The 20,678-nt window shown below is 37.6% G+C and carries 16 protein-coding genes; 12 read left to right on the top strand and 4 right to left on the bottom strand.

All coding sequences use genetic code 11. The features are described 5' to 3' along the window. Nucleotides 1-40 precede the first annotated feature (40 nt). Complete coding sequence (locus QLQ96_RS18745) at nt 41-874, bottom strand: universal stress protein (protein ID WP_482492433.1); 834 nt, start codon at nt 872-874, stop codon at nt 41-43. Between the two features lie 182 nt (nt 875-1,056). On the opposite strand from QLQ96_RS18745, the gene mnmE reads away from it, so the two are divergent. The 3 genes from mnmE to QLQ96_RS18730 all read left to right on the top strand — a co-directional run bounded on the left by mnmE (nt 1,057) and on the right by QLQ96_RS18730 (nt 4,540). Then, nucleotides 1,057-2,457 (top strand): tRNA uridine-5-carboxymethylaminomethyl(34) synthesis GTPase MnmE, encoded by a 1,401-nt coding sequence (gene mnmE / locus QLQ96_RS18740; protein WP_482492432.1) that lies wholly within the window; start codon nt 1,057-1,059, stop codon nt 2,455-2,457. A 378-nt stretch (nt 2,458-2,835) separates the two neighbouring features. Next, nucleotides 2,836-3,405, top strand: coding sequence for a helix-turn-helix domain-containing protein (locus tag QLQ96_RS18735; RefSeq protein ID WP_482492430.1), 570 nt, complete (start codon nt 2,836-2,838; stop codon nt 3,403-3,405). After that, a complete protein-coding gene (locus QLQ96_RS18730; protein ID WP_482492429.1) occupies nt 3,398-4,540 on the top strand; it encodes a site-specific integrase in 1,143 nt (380 codons plus the stop codon). The genes QLQ96_RS18735 and QLQ96_RS18730 overlap by 8 nt, the downstream gene beginning before the upstream one ends. A 118-nt stretch (nt 4,541-4,658) precedes the next feature. Here the strand turns inward: QLQ96_RS18730 and QLQ96_RS18725 are convergent, their stop codons facing one another. Both QLQ96_RS18725 and QLQ96_RS18720 read right to left on the bottom strand, forming a co-directional pair. Then, complete coding sequence (locus QLQ96_RS18725) at nt 4,659-4,955, bottom strand: hypothetical protein (RefSeq protein ID WP_482492428.1); 297 nt, start codon at nt 4,953-4,955, stop codon at nt 4,659-4,661. A 405-nt stretch (nt 4,956-5,360) separates the two neighbouring features. Next, nucleotides 5,361-6,869: a PAS domain-containing sensor histidine kinase gene (locus QLQ96_RS18720; RefSeq protein WP_053471279.1), complete on the bottom strand. Its 1,509-nt coding sequence runs from the start codon at nt 6,867-6,869 to the stop codon at nt 5,361-5,363. A 222-nt stretch (nt 6,870-7,091) separates the two neighbouring features. Between QLQ96_RS18720 and QLQ96_RS18715 the strand changes: the two genes are divergently transcribed. Both QLQ96_RS18715 and QLQ96_RS18710 read left to right on the top strand, forming a co-directional pair. Beyond that, on the top strand, nt 7,092-7,601 hold the full coding sequence (locus QLQ96_RS18715; protein WP_053471280.1) for a response regulator: 510 nt from the start codon (nt 7,092-7,094) through the stop codon (nt 7,599-7,601). Between the two features lie 147 nt (nt 7,602-7,748). Next, nucleotides 7,749-7,940: a cold-shock protein gene (locus QLQ96_RS18710; protein ID WP_053471281.1), complete on the top strand. Its 192-nt coding sequence runs from the start codon at nt 7,749-7,751 to the stop codon at nt 7,938-7,940. Between the two features lie 189 nt (nt 7,941-8,129). On the opposite strand, the gene QLQ96_RS18705 is transcribed toward QLQ96_RS18710, so the two are convergent. Next, nucleotides 8,130-9,638, bottom strand: coding sequence for a PAS domain-containing sensor histidine kinase (locus QLQ96_RS18705; protein WP_082356397.1), 1,509 nt, complete (start codon nt 9,636-9,638; stop codon nt 8,130-8,132). 1,474 nt (nt 9,639-11,112) lie between these two features. Here QLQ96_RS18705 and QLQ96_RS18700 point away from each other — a divergent pair. The 7 genes from QLQ96_RS18700 (at nt 11,113) to QLQ96_RS18670 (ending at nt 20,624) form a co-directional block, all read left to right on the top strand. Further along, nucleotides 11,113-11,259: a hypothetical protein gene (locus QLQ96_RS18700; RefSeq protein ID WP_482492425.1), complete on the top strand. Its 147-nt coding sequence runs from the start codon at nt 11,113-11,115 to the stop codon at nt 11,257-11,259. Between the two features lie 487 nt (nt 11,260-11,746). Continuing rightward, nucleotides 11,747-12,652, top strand: coding sequence for a helix-turn-helix domain-containing protein (locus QLQ96_RS18695; protein ID WP_123924562.1), 906 nt, complete (start codon nt 11,747-11,749; stop codon nt 12,650-12,652). A gap of 202 nt (nt 12,653-12,854) precedes the next feature. Continuing rightward, nucleotides 12,855-13,889: an efflux RND transporter periplasmic adaptor subunit gene (locus tag QLQ96_RS18690; protein ID WP_108422122.1), complete on the top strand. Its 1,035-nt coding sequence runs from the start codon at nt 12,855-12,857 to the stop codon at nt 13,887-13,889. Between the two features lie 22 nt (nt 13,890-13,911). Continuing rightward, nucleotides 13,912-17,052, top strand: a complete 3,141-nt coding sequence (locus QLQ96_RS18685; RefSeq protein WP_052483761.1) for an efflux RND transporter permease subunit — start codon at nt 13,912-13,914, stop codon at nt 17,050-17,052. Nucleotides 17,053-17,128: 76 nt separating this feature from the next. After that, nucleotides 17,129-18,397: a TolC family protein gene (locus QLQ96_RS18680; RefSeq protein ID WP_053471286.1), complete on the top strand. Its 1,269-nt coding sequence runs from the start codon at nt 17,129-17,131 to the stop codon at nt 18,395-18,397. Between the two features lie 85 nt (nt 18,398-18,482). Then, nucleotides 18,483-19,316: a universal stress protein gene (locus QLQ96_RS18675; RefSeq protein ID WP_053471287.1), complete on the top strand. Its 834-nt coding sequence runs from the start codon at nt 18,483-18,485 to the stop codon at nt 19,314-19,316. A gap of 267 nt (nt 19,317-19,583) precedes the next feature. Further along, complete coding sequence (locus QLQ96_RS18670; protein WP_108422121.1) at nt 19,584-20,624, top strand: beta-ketoacyl-ACP synthase III; 1,041 nt, start codon at nt 19,584-19,586, stop codon at nt 20,622-20,624. Nucleotides 20,625-20,678 lie beyond the last annotated feature (54 nt).

Here is a 20,678-nt window from a genome sequence, read left to right as displayed (position 1 = left end):
AAATATAGCTTTTAAGTCACAAAATTATCATGTATTAAAACTAATCTTCATGCATAACCAAAATCGGAATTGGAACCTCTTTTGATATTTTTTTCGTGAAACTTGAATCAAAAAGACTTTCAAAGAAAGAACGCTTGTGCGTAATCGTCGTTAGAATATCAATGTCTTTGTAAAGTACAAAATCTAGGATTGTTTCTTTCACGTCATCACTTGGCAAAACTAAAAATTCAACATTTTCTGCTGTAAATTCTCTTTCAAATTCTTTTCTGATTTCATCTGTAACATCAGAATTAGATGTTTTTACATATAAACTTTTCACCTTAGCATCGGTCTTTTTAGCGATTTTCAGGATTTTTTTCAGTTCTTTTTTATCTTTTTCGCGGTAACGCGTCGTAAATCCAATTGTTTTGACTTTTTTGTATTTAGCATCTACAGGCACGCACAAAACGGGAACTTCTACTCCAGAAATCACAGATTCGGTGTTAGAACCTGTAAAAAACTTCGTCCAGTCAGAAACGCTATTTGTACCCATAATAACAAAATCAATATTATCTTCTTCGACTGCGTTTTTGAGGTTGTAAATAAGATCACCGTCCATTAAACGGTGTTTGATCACAATGTCTTCTAAATTGCGTTCCATAGCAATTGTTCTTAGTTTAGGAATTTCATCCTTAAACATTTCGAATTTTGCCAACTCAATTGAACTGTATATTGAAGCATAATTCTCTGGGAAGAATTGGCTGTCGTAAACCGGAATCTCGAATGTATGAAGTAAGATCAATTCGGCGTTTACAACTTTAGCAAATTCTAAAGCATGGACAAATGCATTGGTAGCTGCATCAGAGAAATCGGTAGGGAATAATATCTTTTTCATCGTATTTAGAATTAAGGTTTGTCTCTCAAATTTACTCATTCTGCGAAGAAAACAACCTGATAATTATCAGTATTTTAACACTTAATGTTTTGTTAATCTCAATTAATTTGAAGATTTCGCATCAGAACGTATGACAAGCTGTTGTTCGAGATAAATTGAGCCTTTTTTTATACCTTTGCAGCATGATAAATCAAGATTCTATAGTTGCTTTGGCTACACCTTCGGGAGCTGGAGCTATCGCCATAATTCGTATTTCTGGAGCTGAAGCTATAACAATTGGCAATTCGGTTTTTAAATCTATTAAAAATAAAGATTTAACGAAACAGAAAACGCATACACTGCATTTAGGACATATTATTGACGGAAGTAAAACCTTAGACGAAGTTTTGGTTTCGGTATTTAAAGGCCCGAACTCTTATACGGGTGAAGATACTATTGAAATTTCGTGCCACGGATCAACTTATATTCAGCAGCAAATTATTCAGTTATTGCTTCGAAATGGCTGTAGAATGGCAGATGCGGGTGAATTTACATTAAGAGCTTTCCTAAACGGAAAATTGGATTTATCGCAAGCAGAAGCAGTTGCCGACTTGATTTCGTCAGATAATGAAGCGTCTCATCAAATTGCGATGCAGCAAATGCGCGGCGGATTCAGTAATGAAATTGCGAAGCTTCGTGAAGAACTTCTAAATTTTGCTTCTTTAATTGAATTGGAATTGGATTTTGCTGAAGAAGATGTGGAGTTTGCTGACAGAACGCAATTTCATGAATTATTAAACCGAATTGAATTTGTTCTAAAACGTTTAATTGATTCATTTGCTGTTGGAAATGTAATTAAAAACGGAATTCCAGTTGCAATTGTCGGTGAACCAAATGTTGGAAAATCGACTTTATTGAACGCTCTTTTGAACGAAGAAAGAGCAATTGTTTCTGACATTGCCGGAACAACACGTGATACAATTGAAGACGAATTGGTAATTGGCGGCATCGGATTTAGATTTATTGATACAGCTGGAATTCGTGATACAAAAGATGTTGTAGAAAGTATCGGAATCAAGAAAACTTTCGAAAAAATAGAGCAGGCTCAAGTGGTAATCTATTTATTTGATGGATTAAAATTTCAAACATCAAGTTCTGAGTTTGTAAATGAAATTGAGCAGATCAAAAATAAATATCCGTTAAAACCACTACTTATTGTGGTAAATAAAAAAGATATTCTGTCTGTTGATGAAGTAGCAAATATTTCCAATCAGTTAGAGAATTTAAATGCAAAACTTTTATTGATTTCTGCGAAAGAAAAAATAGGAGTGGAGGATTTAAAAAATGAATTATTGTCTTTTGTAAATACGGGAGCACTTCGAAACAACGAAACAATTGTAACTAATACAAGACATTATGATTCGTTATTAAAAGCTTTAGATGAAATCCAAAAAGTAAAATTTGGTTTAGAATCTAATCTTTCAAGTGATTTAATGGCACTTGACATCCGTGAAGCTTTATACCAATTTGGGCTTATTACAGGCCAGGTCTCAAACGACGAATTGTTAGGAAATATTTTCGCTAATTTCTGCATCGGAAAGTAGAAGGAACAAAGAAACGCAAAACAAAAAATAACAAAAGGAGTTAAGATGTTGGTAATTAACATTTTGACTCTTTTTTTATTGGATTTTATTTTGGAATATTTGGTATTGCTTTGCTTAAATCTGTACCTTATTTGTACCTCGGATTTTGAGGTACAAATTTTGTGACAAAATGGGATGAATTATGGCACAAATGTACATTTTACTGAGGTTTTCAAAGATTGGGTTTTTGGAAGAGAAATTAGCAAAAATGTCATTTTTGACGCATATCGCTTGTTATGTGCCCCCATATTTTGGCAAGGCAGATTCCAGAGTTTGGAAAGTAATTTATGGAAGTTCTAAGGACATTTAAGTGCAGTAGGAAACTTAAATTTAAAAATTATGGGTTCAAACATTAGGATTGCCAAAATCTGTCAGTTCTGTAACAGTGAATTTACAGCAAAGACAGTTAAAACAAAGTTTTGCTCGCTGGCCTGCGGCAGCAAGAGTTACAAAAAAAGAAGCCGCGAAAACAAGAAAGAGGCCAGGCTGCAAGAATTGAAATCGATGCATAAGGCAGGCATCGAGCAGCTGGAAAAACTTGAAATTTTCACTATTGATGAGGCAAGCCTGTTTATGGGAATAAGCAGAAGAACGCTTTATAGGGTGATTTCAAAAAGTGAAATTGCCATTAGTAAAATTGGAGCTAAAACTTTTATAAAGCGTCCAGACATTGATAAATTTTTTGAGAGGCTGTACGAAAGCGGAAAAAATAAGGAAGTTTTCCAGAAATTTCCAGGAATTGAACGCTGCTATACAATTTCTGAAATACAGAAGAAACTGCATATTTCTCCTGCGGCTTTATACGGCATACTGTTGAGGGCGAGGATTGAAAAATACAATGTCGGCAGGTTTGTTTATGTTTCCAAAAGAGATCTAAATTTATTATTTAACATTCAGAGCCATGAGTAAAAGTATCGTAACACTTAGAAAAAGAGCTATTTCTCAGGGAAGAATGTCTCTCTATTTGGATTTCTATCCTCCCGTGTGGGATTCAAGAACAAACGACTATACCAGACGCGAGTTTTTGAAACTCTATATCTATCAGAAACCGGGAGATCAATATCAGAAGCTGTCAAATTCCGAAAATCTGCATACCGCTGAACTGATTCGTGCAAGAAGACAGAATGAAATCAATAAATCGGAAATCTATTCTCCATTTGAAAAAGAACAGCTGCAGATTCAGGCTCGCGGAAACGAATCATTTCTCCAATACTATAAAAAGCTTGGAGAGAAAAAAATAGGAAATAATCTATCGATATGGAACTGTGCCATAGCACACTTTGAAGCATTTTTAAATGGAAATGATCTGCTGTTTAAGGATGTTACGGTTACAGTTATTGAGGACTTCAGAGATTATCTTCTCAAAGCGAGAAGCATGCGAAAGAATAATAAGCAGATTTCTCGCAATACAGCGCTTTCCTATTACAATAAAATAAAAACAACTTTAAAAGGGGCGTATAAAGAAGATAAATTAAGAACTGATATAAATGCAAAAATTGGATCTATAAAAGAAATGGAATCTCAGCGAAATTTTATGACTATTGAAGAGACCCGAAAACTTTTTTCGACTCCCTGCCCAAATTCCTTAGTGCGTAAAATTTCGATGTTTTCCGTATTGACAGGAATACGTTATGTGGATATTGCGAAGCTCCTTTGGTCTGAAATCCACTACATTGAGAATGATGGCTACTATGTCATATTCCGCCAAAAAAAAACTCAAGGCGCTGAAACAATGCCGATTTCTGATGAAGCTTTTGAGCTGCTTGGAAAAAGAAAAGGCGATAAGGAACTGGTATTTAAAAAATTAAATAAATGGGATGTTGACCGCGTGCTTCCCGTGTGGGTAGCATCATCGGGTATTAATAAGCATGTTACCTTTCATTGCTTTAGACATACTTACGCCACGCTACAGCTAACTGCGGGAACAGATATTTTCACCATTTCAAAAATGCTTGGCCATAGGAGTGTTAAGACCACTCAAGTATATGTGAAAGTGATTGACCAGAAAAAAAGGGATGCCGCAAATAGAATATCATTAGGATAATGTTTGTTTTTACTTTGACTAATAAAAAATGCCTTATTAATCAATAAGGCATTTTTTGTTTATCAGTATGAATAGTAAAAAAATTGTTTTACAGCTAAATTAAAAATCAGTTAGTTAATTAAAAATTATCGTTTAAAAAGTTACAAGTTTTGCAATAGATTATTCCTTTGGCAGAGTCGTTTTTTTTCGGCTTAATTTTAATTGTGGTTTCAATATTTTGATGCACTTGGTCAACTTTTTCAATTTCATCATTTTCTGAACCTTTGAGATAATTTTTCACTGTACATTCAGCCAGAATTCTTAAAAAAGATAATATTTCAGTTGCTTCATCTAGAGAGACATTCATCCCTTCTTCGGTTAACATTTTATGTGCTTTCTCAGGAGTTAATTTCCAATTATCGTTTTGACTATCCATATTCTGTTGGTTTTGTAATGAAAAGATAATCAATTGTTTATGAAGGCTGTAAAATGGTTTATTTTGTATCGTAGAGGGACCTCGACTGGACAAATTTCTATAAATTTTATGGAAGATTTGAAGAGATTGGCTTACTGGATGTAGAGGCTGTCTTTAGGTGGCTTTTGTATTTTGGTTTGGATGTCCCGTTGGGGATTGTTGCCTTATTGTATCAATTTATTTAACGCTTAAGTCAAATACACATCCTGGTAATAATGGAGGTTAAAAAAAATACTTCAAAATTGTAATAATAAAAATCGAAGTGTAATATTTTTAACAAGAACAGATATATCTGGAAATAAAGCCAATAGTTTAGATCGCAATAATATTTCATTGTAATTGTATTCTATGAATCAATAGCTTTTCCTAGATACTTTCGGAAGTCTGTTTAAGAGGAAGGGTAACTATAAATTCGGCACCATTTTCTTTTTCTCCCTTAGCCATTATAGTTCCATTGTGCCTGCTCACTATCTTTTGGCAGAGTGCCAGGCCAATCCCGTTTCCCTCGTATTCATTCTTGGAATGAAGTCTTTCAAAAGCGGCAAATATTTTTTCTGCATCAATAGGATCCAGCCCGATACCATTGTCTCTGAAGGAAATTTCAACAGATTCAACCGAATCGATATTCTTTATAGCCGATGTAATAATAACTCGTGGAGACTGGTTGGTTTTTGTGAATTTGAGCGCATTTTGGATAAGATTGTAGAATAGCTGATGAATAAGAATAGGGGCTCCCTGGATTTCAGGAAGATCACTTACGATTAAAATGGCATTTTTTTCTTTTATTATAAGCTCCAGATCTGTTTTGATGTTCTCCAATAAATCGTTTAGGAAAATCTTTTCAACAGGCTGGGTGCTTTTGTCTATTGTAGAGTAGGCAAGGAGCCCTTCGATAATGCACTGCATACGATTTGCAGAATGGGCAATTTTATTTAAGTGCGTAACAGAGCGGTCCGGCAGCTGTTTTGCGATCTCATTTTTTAACATGTTATTGAAGATCTTAATTTTTCTCACCGGCTCCTGAAGATCATGGCTCACTACATTGGCAAAATGCAGCAGGTCATCATTAGATCGCCGCAGGTCCCGTGTACTTTCCTGAATCTTTCTTTTGAGTTCTGCTTCAATTTCTTTTTGATTATGTATATCCTGAACAATTCCTAGGATTGTTGAGGGATCACCCTTTTCATCTTTTATGATTTTTCCAAAAACCTTAACCCATTTCACCGAGTTGTCTTTTTGTATAATTCTGGCCTCATAGCAGACTACTCCGTTTTCAAGGGCCTCTTTATGGGCTTTTTCCTGAAGGAAGCGATCATCCGGGTGCAGTTTTGATGCCAGTGACTGTACAGTAATTTCAGAGTCGATCGACCATAGTTTTTTAAAATTATCAGAAGTTTTGATCCTGTTTGTTATAATGTCGATTTCATAGCTTCCCATGCCACAGGCTTCTATTGCCATGCTTAGCATTTCATCGGAATTCACTATTTGACTTGTGGCTTCATGTAATTTAGTGACTTCTGTGCAGGTATGTACCACGCCGTAAACAACTCCTTTTTCATTGCGAAGTGGGGTGAAATTATAGTTAAAAAAAAGTGGTGTCCATACTTCATTTATAAGGACATCAATTTTTTTGTCATTGGACTGAAAAGATATTCCCGTTTTCATTACCGTAAGAATTTGTTCGCTAATCGAATCTTTGTAAAAATCCGCAATGATATCGGTAAACTTTTTGCTAATCACGTGCTCCCCTTGATTCCATAAAGTAAGCATGGCGGTATTTGCAAAAGAAATTAGTAAATCGTCACCACAATAAACTGCAGTGGGTATTGGAGTATGTTGTAGTATATCTTGTAGAAAAATTATATTGGTCTGCACATTTATTGGCTTTATGGTTGATACTAAGGTAGTGCGGTGCCCGGCAAGTTATGTTATACAATTTAAGAATAATGATTGTACAACTCCAATATAATTAATGCCCCAGCGGTTATGTTCTGTGAAGGCTAAATCAAAAAATCCCTATATTTTAATATAACTGCTTGTTGAAATTTTTATTAAGCATTTATATAGTACTTTTGGTGATTGTAAAACCGCTTCAATATGACAAGTCCTAAAAATTCTGCCCTAACTTCTGATGATCTGGAAGAAAAAGAGCCGGTAAAAATTATATTGGCCGAGGATGACAAGGATGATCAGGAATTTTTTTTGGAAGCTCTTGATGCAGCAAATATCTCTTCTGAAGTAACTACGGTAGAGAACGGAGAGCAATTATTGAGCACCCTGAGAGATCCGGATGAACCAAATCCTGATATTGTTTTTATAGATATCAATATGCCAGTTAAAGGAGGCAAGGAGGCGCTGGCAGAAATAAAGAGTGATCAAAAGCTAAAGGATATCCCAGCGGTTATGCTTTCGACTTCAAGTCACCCCAATGATATTGAAGAGACTTTCAGCAAAGGGGCAAACCTATATGTGCAGAAACCAAGTTCTTTTACCGGCTTTATTTTGATTCTGAAAAAAGTATTCCTACTGCACTGGACAAAAGTTTTGATAAATCCGGTTAAAAATATATTTTTTGTTTCTGAAAAGAATATTTCCCATAAGGACTAGATAATAGTATTTCTCATTGCGTATTGTAATTATAATACACTTTTATCCTTATTTTTGGGATGCAGAAATAATAGTATAGAATAAAAATCCCAATTTCAGCCAGTTCTAATTTTAATAGGGTACCTTTGGATAATTAAATACATTAAAATGCAAGAAGGTACAGTAAAATTTTTCAATGAAGAAAAAGGGTTCGGATTCATAACTCCTAGCAATGGAGGAAACGAAGTTTTTGTTCATGTTTCAGGTCTATCAGAAAACATTCGTCAAGACGATGAAGTTCGATATGACATTGAAGAAGGCCGCAGAGGTCCAAACGCAGTAAACGTAGTGATAGCATAATATACTATAACAGTTAGCTTATAAAAGGCATCTGCACCCCGCAGATGCCTTTTTTTGTTTTATGGATGTGGTATATTATTAGGATTTATTTTTTAGGAACTCTTCCCGCTGTAAAAGGAAAATTAAAAAACAGAATGTGATTTTTTTCAAAGGATCCATTTTAGTACAAATCTCCTGTATATTTAAATTTTAAATATTAGCTTTGGTCTGTTTCAGAGGTAGTGTAACTGTAAATTCAGCGCCATTATCCTTCTCGCCCGTGGCCGTTATGGTGCCGTTGTGCCTTTTGGCTATTTTTCTGCAAAGTGCTAGTCCCAGACCATTTCCTTCATATTGGTCTTTGGAATTTAATCTCTCAAAGGCTGTGAAAATCCTTTCGGCAAATGCAGGATCCATACCTATTCCATTGTCCTTGATGGTAATTTGCACTGCATCCTCGCCGTTAATAGTGACCAAGGCACTGGTAATAATAACACGCGGAGGCTGGTCTGCTTTGGAGAACTTAAGCGCATTTTGTATCAGGTTATAAAATAGCTGGGTAATGAGAATCGGTGCACCTTGAATTTCAGGGAGCACTGTTGCATTGAGTATGGCGCCTTTCTCCTTGATGATGAGCTCCAGGTCGGTTTTTATGTTTTCGATAACTTCCGACAGGTCAATATCCTCAATAGACTGCTGGGATTTATCGATTGTTGAGTAGCTTAAAATGCCCTCTATGATATTGTTCATCCTTAGCGCTGACTGGTCAATCTTGGTAAGGTATTTTTTGCAGCTCTCATTAAAAACAGTGTCTTTTTCATTTCGAAGCAGGGTATTGAAAATTTTAATTTTTCTGACCGGTTCCCGCAGATCATGGCTCACTACGTTGGCAAAATGCAGCAGATCGTCATTGGATCTTCTGAGCTCCTCGGTACTTTGGGCGACCTGTCTTTTGAGTTCATCCTCAAATTCCCGATGTTCATGGATATCCTGGATAATGCCTATAATGGCCGTATCATTGCCATTCTCATCTTTGATGACCCTGCCGTTAATTTTAATCCAGCGGGAGGTCTTATCCTTGCTTATAATCCTGCTCTCATAAGATACGATCCCTGTACTCAGGGCATCTTGATGTGCTTGTTCGCGTAGGGGTAAATCTGCTGGATGTAGTTTTGCAATTAGCTGCTCATTAGATACTTCCCCCTCAACGCCGACTATGGTGTTGAAATTCCCACATGTCTTTACTTTTCTGGTGGCAAGATCAATTTCATACGTTCCCATGCCCGAGGAGTCTATTGCAATGCGGAGCCTCTCCTGAGCGCTTTGCAGCTGCAGTTTTGCCAGGTGTATATCGGTCACGTCGGCCCCGGTGTTCATTACTCCGTAGATATGGCCATTGCTGTCAGCAAGAGGAATAAAGCTGTAGTTGAAATAGTGTGTTTTAAGTACCCCGTCGATCACAAGGTCTACTTTTTTATCCTTGGCATGAAAGGGTATGCCGGTTTTAAGCGCTGTTGTGGCCTGCTGGAAAAAATCTTCTTTTTTGACCTCCGGAAGTACCTCAAGGTAGTTTTTTCCCAGTACCTGATCGCCTTTTCCCCAGGCTTTGATCATCGCGGTATTAGCCAGTTCTATTTTAAGCTCATCCCCCGAATATACGGCAATTGGCAAAGGGGTATTGTCAACGATATCTTTTAAGAGACTCATATGTCGGTACATGGCAATCGGTTTTTGGTGGTTACGAAGCTAGCGTGTTATTTGGGATTACTATTATAGAAAATCGGAAAAGTTTTGTACAATTACAACATAGGATTTTTTTGTTGCACTCCATAGAATTTGCTGTCGCTGTATTGCTAAGTTATTAAAAAGCAAATAATTTGTTTAACTTTATTTTGGAAAAAATAAACAAAATCAATCTGTTTAACATCCGGATTACTTTTTATAAATAAATTTAGAATATCGCGCTTGTTTTTTAGTAATCAATATCCGATACAATGAGTAATAGATTGTATTTGGACTATTGCCGCTGTATTCTGGTGTTGTATTTTATCTGGAGAAAATAGTACAGCCATTTTTAATGGGTTGTATAGCTATGATTGACCGATTGGAGCAGCATGTTACTGAATCTTTAATTTATTCTGGTGATTGCATGTTTTTTAATTTTCCCTGACAGCATGGTAACACTTTGATGTAATTGATGCCATTTAAGAAAAAAACCGTTGAAGGGTATTTGATATAATGAAATGGAAAACCCGCCACATACAGTTATGTACATGGCGGGGCGTCCATAAACATAATCTTCCATTTTATGTTTACTTATAATTTTCGTATTCAAAGGTGACCTTTAATAAAGGGATCTTCTTATAGCTTTGATGCTGGTAATTGTATAATACGCATCTGTACTTTCCTGAATTTATAATTTTAAAGAGACTTGAGCGATTAAATAGGTCGAAAATAAAATGATGACTGATTACAAAAAGACACCTGGTGAATCACCTGCGCCTTTATTTTTTTTTATGCTCATCCGTTTATTTTCTCCTTATGGTACTCCCGGAGCCATTTTTCCATTTTCTGCAGTAATTGGATTTCATCTGGATCGCCTAAGGGGTCGGAAAGTCCTGTTATGGTCCTTTGGTAATTGAATTTTTTATTCTCAAAGCAGCAGGTGAATTTTGGGAACTCGTTGTGGGATACCAGCCATTGGTTGCCATCTGCATTTTTTATTTCAAACTTCTTCATTTCTTGTAATCTCCTTTACAGGGGCAGGCCCTGATATGCTCTTGCTGTTATGCGCTTTTTTTGCTGCTGGATTGTAACGGGTAAAAGTAGGGGATTATTGCCCTTATGATGTTATATACTTTACAGGCGGGGTGTTTAATATTATTTTTAGGTTTATTATTGTTTTCTAGGAGCTTTTCCCGCTATGCGTTCCAATCTTTTGTGCCGAAACCCGGCACAAAAGGATTTCCACTGCTATCGGGGCTAAGGGCTGCGGGCCCTATTTTTGCATTTGGAAAAATGTAAATTTGAATTAAATTGTTGAATTTGTAATTTACAGAAGTTTCAAAAATTGAAAGATCTTGACGGCTATAGAAACAGCACTCGATGAACAGCCTAACAAAGGGCCGTTCCTTTTTTACTTATGCTTAATAATATCCTTTTTAGGCTTATCAAACAAGAGATAACGTACTGATTGAGTAATATAAAAATTGAAGGATGTAATATGAAAAATGGCGTCAATTGTCTTCAATTGACGCCATTTGGCTTGTATGTGACAGGAACAGGACAAATTTCAACATCATTTATGGATGATTTGAAGAAATTGGCTTACTACATGTAGCGTCTGTCTTTCATTGGCTTTGTAAATTTGGTTTAGACGTCCTGTTGGGGATTGATGCAAAAAAATATAAAAACTCAATTGGTTTATGGCGGTAAACTAATATACAACTCTACAAATATTATTCGTCTTTGCTTTTTGTGCGAGAAAAAAGATTAAGTCAGAAATAAGCCAATTTCTTGCATGAATTGAACAAGAAGTCAATAGAGCAATCCGTTAAGCTAAAATGCAGTTTAAAAGTAAAAAAAAATAACTTGAGTTCCAGATTTGTTGCATAAAGCTCTAGCATTTATATAGAATGGAACTTGAAGCTTTGAAAAAAATGTACTGTGCCTTTTAATTACCATACATATTAATCAAGCGAAACACCTGTAAAATTCACTTTAATTTTTTGCAGCAAAAAAACATCAACTCCAAATGCTGGATTTTAAAAAATTGCCTTAAGTTTAAAAGTTAATATTTTAACTTTGCTTTGTCATAATTAATAAAAGTGGGCAGATATACAGAAATTCGAAATTACAGCCTGCGGGATATTATTAATATGCTGGGGGAAGAAGCAGCACACGGAACAGAGTTTCATGTGCATTACAATAAAGAGGTTATTGAAGGAAATCCATTTCCTTTTCCTTTTAGAAGCTGCAATACCGCTGTATTGCTCATGCTGGAAGGAAGGATAAAAGTACAGATTGATTTGCAGACCTATATTGTTGGTCCAATGGATACGATGGTACTATCGTCACAGTCGATGATACATATTTTGGAAATTATAGAACCTGTTCAGAATATAGGTTGTGTATTTACGGACGAATTTGCTATGACCAATATGCTTAATTATGAGGATATAAGACTTTTTAGATTAACAGAGCTTAACCAAACCCCAATATTATCACTTACAGAAGATCAGTATAGTATTATTTTCGATATCATGACAAAAATGTATACACTGAATTTGTCACAATCAGAACATAATCTCTATAAGAAGGCAAAAATATTTCACTATTTCAATCTGCTGGCGCTTGAAATGATGGAAATGCACCGAAGCGGAGTAAATCAGGCCAATTTGAAAACCAATAGAAAGAAAGAGATCATTCATGAGTTTTTATCCTTGCTTTCGATTCATGTTCGCAATAATAGAAATGTCAAGTTTTATGCCGATAAACTATTTATAACTGCTGGGCATTTGTCTAAACTAACCAAAGAGGTTACGGGAAACACTTCGCGCGAAATTATTGAGGAAGCAGTAGTCATGGAGGCGCGAAACCTGCTGATGGAAACCTCTCATTCGCTGGCAGAAATTGCTGAAATACTTCATTTCAGTGACCAGTCTTTTTTCGGGAAATTCTTTAAAAAGAAAATGAAAATCACCCCAAAATCATTTCGAGACAAATACAAATAACATTAAAATTAGTGCTGTATTTTTCTTTAAAAACTACCTTTCTTATGCAAGTGAGGCGAAACGCTATTATCTAAAATGATGGTTATAGACCAAAAACGGCTCGGAACAGACCTTTTGTAGACTAAACATTCTATGGAGATTTGCACCATCAGTTGGAATAACTGCATGGACTTTTATTAATCAATATAAAAAAGCAAATTATATGGTAATGTTTAAGAGGAATATCTTATCTATTCTGAGTATTATGTTATTAAGTGCCGGATGCGGTAAAAAGGAAACAGACCAAAACCAGACAGTTGAACCTGTAAAAGTAAGTGTTAGGGAAATTGAACTGTCATCTCAGGCAGAAGTTTTGGATTACAGCGGCACTATTGAAGCAGACAATACTGTTTCTATCGGCTTTAGCATTCCGGGAAGGGTGACTGCTGTTCTGGTACAGGAGGGAGAGCGTGTTGTCAAAGGACAGCTTCTGGCATCAATAGAGCAGAATGCCTATCAGAACAATCTTATCGTCGCAAATGCAGCCTTGGAACAGGCCCAGGATAATTTCAACCGTCTCGATCAGCTCTATAAAAAAGGAAGCCTTCCCGAACGAGATTATATTTCTGGAAAAACCGGTCTGGCACAAGCAAAAGCCAATAAAGAAACGGCATCAAAAAACATGCACGATACCAAATTGTATGCTTCTTTCTCAGGAATCGTAACCCATAAACTCACCGAGGCAGGTGCCAGCGCAGCGCCTGGAATTCCAGCTTTTACCATTGTAAAAACAGACAAAGTATATGCTGTGGCAGCTATTAATGAAAATGAAATCACTTCATTGAAAATAGGTGCAGACGCCAATATTACAATTCCATCCCTGAATAGGGAAATCAAAGGAAAAATCACCATAATAAATCCGCAGGGCGATGATCTTTCGAAAACTTACACCGTTAAGGTGCGTCTGGAGAATGTCAATGGACAGCTGCTTCCTGGAATGATTGCCGATATCAGCATCAACTCCGGACAGATTCAAAATACAATAATTATTCCTGCGCAAGCCCTAGTGCGAGATCCAGATAATATAAACTACGTGTATATCGCCAAAGAAGGAAATACTGCTTTTAAAAAGAGAGTCAATATATCTAAAATAACCGGAACGAATGATGTTGTGGTAAAAGAAGGACTTCAGGCGGGCGACAAAATCATTGTAAACGGACAAACCAACTTAATAGACGGTACGCCTGTCAAATTCTAATTTTCTAAAATTCAATTAAAAGATGACAAAGCGAAAAATACACTTTTTAGAAGCCGCAATGAAGCACAAGCAGGTTGTCATTGTACTGGTTGTCCTGCTGATGCTGATGGGAATCAATTCCTTAGTGAACATGCCCCGAAGCGAAAACCCTAGAATTGATATGCCTACAGCTCTGGTATATGCTATTTATCCAGGTGCTGATGAACATCAGGTACAAGAAGAAGTGGCAAAGAAAATAGAACAGTACTTATTCTCATTTGAAGAAATCAAAAAGAAGAAAGTAAAGTCAGAAGTTCGTGAAGGACAGGTTTTTATTACTACCGAAATTTACACAAATGTAAAAGACAGAAAGAAATTCTGGCATACTCTGCAACTGGATATGGATGCCAATTTGCGTTCAAAATTGCCTCAGGGTGTTATAGGGCCCTTTATCAACAGTAATTTTGCCGATGTTACGGCAATGATTATTTCTGTATCGTCAAAAGAGCGTTCGTATGCTGAGATCGAAAAATACCTTGACAAACTGGAAGACGGGTTAAAAGTCATTCCGATGGTTTCTAAGATCAATCGTTCGGGGGGGCAAAGACAGCAGATCTATATTAAAATAAACGATAAAAAACTTCAGCAGTATGGCTTGGATGCCGGCGCTTTAATGGGGATCCTGCAACAGCAGAATATTACAGGCTATACTGGAGAAGTATCAGTAGGATCTAATAATATTGTGCCTATTTATGCCAACAGCCGTTACAAGGATGAAAATGATATTGCCAGCCAGATTGTCTACACGACACCATCTGGAACAATTGTCCGTTTAAAAGATGTGGCTGAGATTGAACGCCGTTTCGAAGAAAAATCATCATTTGTACGTGTAGGGGAAGACAAAGCTATGGTCTTGTCTGTCGATATGCTTCCGGGGAACAATATTGTAGCATTTGGTGAAGAAGTTGAAGCAAAAATTGCGGCTATCCAAAAAACATTTCCTCCGGATATTAAAATGAAAACCATTGTGAACCAGCCAAAAGATGTGGAGCACAGTATCAGTCATTTTATGAAAGAATTTGGTCTGGCAATCGGATCGGTGCTTTTGGTGGTCATGCTTTTACTGCCTTTTCGTATAGCAGTAGTGGCTTCCGCGGCAGCTCCGATTTCTATGCTGATTACTTTTGCCTTTATGAGCATGTTCGGGGTGGAGCTTCATCAGGTAACACTGGCCGCTCTTATTATTGTACTAGGAATGGTAGTCGATAATGCCATTGTGGTGGTCGACAATTATATCGAGAAACTCGACGAAGGCGTAGAGCCTTGGACAGGTGCCTGGCAGGCTGCCAAACAATTGATGGTTCCAATATTTACGGCAACACTCGCCATTATATTCGCATTTTTGCCGCTGGCCATTTTTATGGACGGAATTGCTAAGGATTTTATGTTTTATCTTCCGGTAACTGTTGCCATAGCTCTTATTGTTTCCATGCTTATTGCGCTTCTTTTTACCCCGTACACTTGTTATGTGTTTATAAAGAAAGGATTAAAACACAAAATAAGCGACAGACCCATAAAGAAAAACCTGCTGGATCACCTTCAGTCCGCTTTTGACAAAGGAGTAGAAGCAGCTTTTAGAAATCCTAAAACAACTATGGGATTGGGATTGCTTTCTGTTGTTGCAGCTCTCTTTATTGCTACAAAAGTCGATTCTGAATTTTTCCCTTTAAGTGAGCGCAATCAGTTTAATATGGAAGTCTGGATGCCAAACGGCACGTCTTTGGAGAAAACCGAAGCGAAAGTAAAAGAATTGGAAAATATCCTAAAACAAGACAAACGGGTTGTTGACGTAACGAGTTTCATAGGAATGAGTTCACCTCGTTTTCATACGTCATACGCACCGGAAACTCCAAGAAAGCAATTTGCGCAGGTATTTATTACAACAACCGACATTGATGCAACAAATGAAATGGCCAAAGAGTATCTGGACAAGCTAAAAGGTTTTATGCAGGACGGAGCGGTTAAAATCAAACAGCTGAGTTTTCAGGAGGGTGCTCCGATTGATATCAGGGTGGTAAGCGAAAATGAAGCCGATCAGAAACGTACAGCTATAGAAGTCAAAAAAATTCTGGAAAAAGCTGAGGGGGTCAACTATGTCCGATTGAGCAGCGAGTACGATTATATGGGGGTTAAACTCAATATAGATAATGCGAAAGCAAGCCGCTTAGGTATAAGCACACAAGCCATTACGCAGACTTTAGGAGCCGGTTTAAAAGGATATTCTATTTCCACCTTATGGGAAGGAGATAAGACGGTAGACATTTTCCTTCGTTATGACGAAGACAGCCGTAAAGATCTCGTTGCCTTGCAGAATCTTCACATTACAACACGTTACGGGAAGAAAGTGCCGCTTAAAGCTGTAGCAACTCTAGATCCTGAATGGCACACCGGAATGCTACTGAGAAGAAACGGATTAAAGATGCTGAGTGTATATTCAGAGGCGCAGCTGGGTAAAAAACCCTCGCGTATTCTTCAAGAAGTAAAGCCGGAAATAGATGCTCTTAAACTTCCTGCCGGAACTACTATTCAATACGGAGGAGACGCTGAATCAAGCGGGGAGAATGCGCCAAGTATGGGAATATCTTTAGGAGTCAGCCTTATTTTGATTTTCCTGACACTTTTGTTTCAGTTCAAAAGTCTTGGAAAGGCGCTTATCGTATTGTGCACCTTTTTACTGAGTCTTTTTGGAGCCTTCCTAGGACTTCTTGTAACAGGTAATCCACTTGGGATGACTGGGTTTATGGGAATCATAAGTTTGATAGGCATCGTGGTGCGAAATGGAATCATACTGGTCGATTATGCAGATGAGCTTATCAGAGATCATGGATACAAACACAAAGCTGCTGCAATTGCCGCTGCTAAACGTAGAATGAGACCTATCTTCCTGACTTCTGCCGCTGCCGCAGTCGGCGTAGTGCCTATGATTATAGGTAAATCGCCTATGTGGGGTCCGCTGGGAAGCGTGCTAGCTTTTGGTTTGATCTTTTCGATGATCCTAACCCTTTTTGTGGTGCCTGTCATGTACTATAAGTTACTGAAGAACCCTATAATCGAAGATGAAGCGCCTCAAGAGCAGCCTGATGGAGAAGAGGATGTACTGTATAAGCCGGTTCACCAGCATTGATAAATAATAATAATTCTTCAAACCTCCTGTCGATTTGTAATAAAATTTCGGCAGGATTGTTTAAAAATGAATTGACATGAAAAGTAAACAAAACACTATATATTTTTTGTTCCTGATTTTTTTCTCAGGAATTGTTCACGGGCAGCAGACTGTCTCTCTGGATCAGATCAGAAGCATGGCTTTGGAAAACAACAAAAAACTCAAGAAGGCCCAAAGCAGCATTAGTGCAGCCAAAGCGGCCAATCAGGCGGCCAATGCAGCGACAAAACCCACCGTAGAGGCAAGCGTTTTCGGGCTCTATCTCTCGGATCCTTTCAGGACCTTACTGCCGGAATACAGTGCTAATGGATCTGTAGCCGTGACCCAGGTTGTCTATGCAGGAAACAAAATCCAGACGGCAAAAAAAATGACAAGTTCATTGGTTGACCTGCAGAGCGCCCAGAAAAATTTAACCGAAGACGAGGTGCTGCTGAACGCTGAAACTGCGTATTGGCAGGCTGTCAACCTAAAGGAAAAAGTAGTTCTGGCAGAAAAATATCTAAGCCTTTTAGGCGAATTGAAAAAAGACCTTGAGAACTCTTTTAATGCAGGTTTGATCTATAAAAATGATCTGCTTAAAGTGGAAGTGCAGCAAAACGAAGCGATCCTTAACCTGACAAAAGCTAAAGACGGTTTAACGATAACCAAACTGGCTCTGTCTCAGATTACAGGTTTAAGTGCAGCTCAATACGATGTAGCAGGCAATTTTTCAGATGATATGCGGCTGATAAGCAAAGCCGATGTTGCGTCGGCTGTAAATAACCGTCCTGAGATCTATGCGCTCAGCAAGTCAGTCGAGGTCAACGAGTACCAGGCCAAGTTACTGGAAGGAGACCAAAAACCCACTGTTGCCTTAAGTGCAAACGGCCTGGCATCTTACGGTAAAAAGATTAATTTTTCTGACGGGAGCGATGATATGAAGGCATTTGTGGGACTGGTAACAGTTTCTGTTCCTATTCTGGATTGGGGAGCGAGGAAACAGAAGGTAAAAGAACAGCATTTTGTAACCGAAGCGCAAAAGTTGGAACTTGAGGAAACAAAAGAACTTTTGAGCATTGAGGTTCAGAACGCATGGCTGATGCTTAATCAGGCTGCAACACAAATAGATCTGAATAAAAAGTCACTAAAACAGGCTGAGGAAAATCTTCGTTTAAATCAGGATCGTTTTGATGCCGGAACCGTTCTGGGAGAAGACGTTTTGGAAGCCCAGGTGCTTTGGCAGAAAGCCTACGCTGATCTTATCGATGCAAAGGCAGGATACAAAATCAGCGAAGCCAAATACAAAAAAGCAATTGGCGAATACTAAATAATTTTATAAGCAGAAGCATTTTCTCTTCTGCTTATAATCAAAATATCTGATGGCTTGCAAAAGCATCTAAAAACATACAACTATGATCACACCGCTAACCATCATCGCTGCTACAAATTATTCCGATACAGCCAGAAATGCCGTTACCTATGCGGCAGGAATTGCCCAAGCCGCAAATGCGAAACTTGTTCTATTTAACTCTTTTAGCTTAAATGTGCACAGCGCAAATGCGCTTATCAGCGCAGAAGAAATGCAGAAAGAATTAGACAGGGCTATTTTAAGACTGGAAACCCTGGGTAAAGAAATAGCCCATTTGTTTAAAATTGAAGTCCAATGTTGCTGCAGCTATTCCTTTCTGAAAGACGAACTGGCAGCTGTACTTGAAAGCACAGGTGCTGAATTGGTTGTAATGGGTATGGCAGAACGTTCTTTTGAGCAGGATCTGCAGGGCAACACCACAACATCAGTCATTAAAAATATTGATATCCCTGTTTTGGCAGTGCCTCTCAATGCCCGATTTAAAAAATTAAGAAAAGTATTATATGCCTGTGATACGCTGAGTTTTTCGGCCGCTAGGAGATTCAGCTGGATTATCAAGGTAATAGGAAATCCTGATATTGAGATTGAACTTTTCAGTGTCGAGGAAAGTGTTGCTGAAATAAGGAAACGGGATGAGGCAGCAGTAAGGGATGGCACACTGGGAAAAGAGTTTGAGGATGTGAAGTACATTTACAAGACAGTGCGGTCAAATGCCGTTATTAATGAAATAGAAAAAGAAATAAAGCGCTATCAGGCAGATATACTGGTCATGGTGCCCAAAAAATATGGTTTTTGGGATTCTCTGGTCCACAAAAGCAAAACAAGAATAATGGCATCGGGTTTAGATGTCCCTTTATTGTCATTTCCGCAGTATTAAAAAGCGGGGGTGTTTAAAACGGTTATAACCAATGGGCTAGTATTCCATCGTACTTGCTTATTATTCAGGAGGCAATTTCGCTGCCTTTATTTATGATTACTACTTTATCGAAAATATCAAGAAAAACTTCATTAAATAAATATGTTGCCGAGACTTTCGGTGACCATTATTTTAATTGAAAAAAGATTAAAAAACATCTGTTTAATCTTTTTTCGATTAAGTGCATTATAACGATATGAAAAAGCTACGCTTAAAAAAAAATAGACAATGAATGCCGTCATAACAGCTGTCGGTGGCTATGTGCCGCCTTCAATTTTAGATAATAAAAAAATTTCTAAAACAGTAGATACTTCAGAACAATGGATTGAAAAAAGAACAGGAATTAAAGAGCGCAGAATAGCCGACGATGATACTGCTGTATCTGATCTTGCATCTGGTGCGATTAATAATCTTATCGAAAACTATGAGGTTGACCCGTATGAGATTGAAGTCTTGATACTTGCTACTGCTACTCCCGATCATATGCTGGCGCCGGCAGCATCTCTGGTATGTGAAAAAAGCAATTTACAAAATGCCTTTGGACTTGATATCAATGCAGCATGCAGCGGTTTTTTATATGCACTTGAATTAGCGGGCTGCCTGATCGAAAGCGGGCGTTACAAGAAAGTTATGGTGGCAGGGGCAGACAAAATGAGTTCTCTTGTAGATTATGAAGATCGCTCTACCTGTATTTTGTTTGGCGATGGAGCAGGAGCTGTATTGCTTGAAGCATCAGAATCTGATTTTGGATTATTGAAATCGATTCTTCATACTGACGGGAGTGGTACTTCTTCGCTTTTAGTTCCGGCAGGAGGTTCTAAAATACCTGCTGGTATGCAGAGTTTACTTCATAGAGATCATTACATAAAACAGGATGGGGCTTATGTTTTTAAAAAGGCAGTTGCAGCAATGAGTTCTGTAAGTGGGGAAGTTTTAACAAGCTGCGGCTTTAGCACGGATGATATTGACTGGGTAATACCGCATCAGGCCAATCTGCGGATAATTGAGGCGGTGGGTTCAAATTTAGGTATCGATAAATCCAGAATAAAAATTAATATCCAGAAATACGGAAATACGACCTCTGCAACAATTCCTCTTTGTCTTTGGGATTTCAAAGATGATTTTAAGACAGGAGAAAACCTATTAATCACAACCTTCGGGGCTGGCTTCTCTTGGGGAGCAGCTTGTATAAAATGGGGGGTAATGCGAGACAAAAAAAATGCTGATACAGCAAAAAGAAGTCAAAAAGAAGTAGTGTCAATTTACTGACGACTATTTTATACAATCTTAAATAATCTATTTGTGAGGCGCATAATTTATTGT

Source organism: Flavobacterium sp. B167r, assembly GCF_056824315.1.
This window is presented reverse-complemented; position numbering and strand designations above follow the sequence as displayed.

Bases quoted from the DNA above. Each gene is read 5' to 3' on its own strand.
- QLQ96_RS18675 (WP_053471287.1), top strand. From the start codon at position 18,483: ATGATCACACCGCTAACCATCATCGCTGCTACAAATTATTCCGATACA.
- QLQ96_RS18710 (WP_053471281.1), top strand. From the start codon at position 7,749: ATGCAAGAAGGTACAGTAAAATTTTTCAATGAAGAAAAAGGGTTCGGA.
- QLQ96_RS18735 (WP_482492430.1), top strand. From the start codon at position 2,836: ATGGGTTCAAACATTAGGATTGCCAAAATCTGTCAGTTCTGTAACAGT.
- QLQ96_RS18680 (WP_053471286.1), top strand. From the start codon at position 17,129: ATGAAAAGTAAACAAAACACTATATATTTTTTGTTCCTGATTTTTTTC.
- QLQ96_RS18690 (WP_108422122.1), top strand. From the start codon at position 12,855: ATGGTAATGTTTAAGAGGAATATCTTATCTATTCTGAGTATTATGTTA.
- QLQ96_RS18670 (WP_108422121.1), top strand. From the start codon at position 19,584: ATGAATGCCGTCATAACAGCTGTCGGTGGCTATGTGCCGCCTTCAATT.
- mnmE (WP_482492432.1), top strand. From the start codon at position 1,057: ATGATAAATCAAGATTCTATAGTTGCTTTGGCTACACCTTCGGGAGCT.
- QLQ96_RS18725 (WP_482492428.1), bottom strand. From the start codon at position 4,955: ATGGATAGTCAAAACGATAATTGGAAATTAACTCCTGAGAAAGCACAT.
- QLQ96_RS18730 (WP_482492429.1), top strand. From the start codon at position 3,398: ATGAGTAAAAGTATCGTAACACTTAGAAAAAGAGCTATTTCTCAGGGA.
- QLQ96_RS18715 (WP_053471280.1), top strand. From the start codon at position 7,092: ATGACAAGTCCTAAAAATTCTGCCCTAACTTCTGATGATCTGGAAGAA.
- QLQ96_RS18685 (WP_052483761.1), top strand. From the start codon at position 13,912: ATGACAAAGCGAAAAATACACTTTTTAGAAGCCGCAATGAAGCACAAG.
- QLQ96_RS18705 (WP_082356397.1), bottom strand. From the start codon at position 9,638: ATGTACCGACATATGAGTCTCTTAAAAGATATCGTTGACAATACCCCT.
- QLQ96_RS18745 (WP_482492433.1), bottom strand. From the start codon at position 874: ATGAAAAAGATATTATTCCCTACCGATTTCTCTGATGCAGCTACCAAT.